The 1,426-nt window shown below is 47.8% G+C and carries 2 protein-coding genes; both read right to left on the reverse strand.

The features are described 5' to 3' along the window. On the reverse strand, positions 1–761 hold a 761-nt coding region (gene mtbB / locus CP947_RS10255; RefSeq protein WP_096713084.1), incomplete at its 3' end, for a [dimethylamine--corrinoid protein] Co-methyltransferase. A gap of 11 nt (positions 762–772) precedes the next feature. Beyond that, a partial coding sequence (mtbC, locus tag CP947_RS10260; RefSeq protein ID WP_253247336.1) for a dimethylamine corrinoid protein MtbC occupies positions 773–1,426 on the reverse strand: 654 nt, incomplete at its 5' end.

Raw genomic sequence — 1,426 nt, forward strand, 5'->3', positions numbered from 1 at the left:
CCGTGCATACCAAGAGTACATTCTCCGGCCATACCTGCTTCAATGTAGATGTTAGGGAATTCTTCCCGCAGTGCCTTGATAGAATAAAGGGAAGCATAAAAGTCACCATCTCCTGCTGCACCGATGGTATCGAAGTTGACACCGTCACAGCCTACTTTCTGCAGGTGCTGCATGATCCAGGTCATGTCACGGGTTGCATGGTCACCTGCATGCTCGATGGATTCACGGGCTTCGTTGATCTTGAAAGCCTTCAGGAGGTCACCAGGGTTTTCGAATGGACCATCTGGGGTGTAATAGAGACCAAGATTTGGCATTGCTCCATAGAGAAGTGGAATCGTCATGTTTTCCTGGCAGACTTCCATTGCCTGCTGTTCCTGGGCAATAACCGGTTTGACTGGTTTGAAACTGTAGTCGATATGACCCAGTTCCATTGTGTCAGCACCAAAACCTCTCTCGTGCATCATACAGCCAACAAGACGGCTGGATGGAATTCCTACACCACTATTACCCTGGTCACCATCGATCCTCAGAGTTCCAATGTCATGGGTAACCGGGATTTCCATACCTGGTTCGACACTGACTATACGGTTGGGATCCATAATGATATCTGCGAGCTTGTCGATTTCATCCCCGGAAAGTTCAGGAATGTTACCAAGGTCTGCTGCATCTGCAGTACCTTCCTGGAGGTCTGCAATGATCTGCTCCCTGGTCATGGAGATCCTTTCACCATCTCCCATTCTTAAGAAATATTCATTTGCCATAAATAATCACCTTATAAGAGAAGTTCCTTTGCCTTGTTGACAGCTTCAGTTGCATTTTCTGCATAGCAGTCTGCACCGATCTTTTTGGCCCAGGAGTTGGTTGCAGGTGCGCCGCCTACCATGACTTTTACCTTGTCACGGAGACCTTCTTCTTCGAGGGCTTCGATTACTTCCTTCTGGCCCTGGAGAGTGGTGGTCATTAGTGCGGAAATGCCGACCATGTTTGCGTCTGTTTCCTTGATCTTGGCAATGAAATCTGCTACAGGTGCATCACGGCCGATGTCATAGACTTCGAATCCGGATGTCTGGAGCATGGTGGAGACAATGGATTTGCCAATGTCATGGACATCTCCTTCTACTGTACCATTGACAATTACGCTGGCAGCCTTTTCGGATGATTCAGGCATATCATCTTTAAGTACGTCCACACCGGCCTGCATGGCTTCTGCAGCCATCATGACATGTGGAAGGAATAACTTGCCCCTTTCAAAAAGGGTACCGACTTCGTTCATACCTGCTGCAAGACCATTCTCAATGATGTCGGGAGCCTCGAGTTCACCACGGGCTTTTTCGACAGCAGCAAGAACCTGGTCTTTCTTGCAACTTACAATAGCGTCAGACAATTCTTTGTATAATTCTTCTTTTGTCGTTGTTACAACCTCCTT

Source organism: Methanohalophilus euhalobius (genome assembly GCF_900215215.1).
Classification (GTDB): Archaea; Halobacteriota; Methanosarcinia; order Methanosarcinales; family Methanosarcinaceae; genus Methanohalophilus; species Methanohalophilus euhalobius.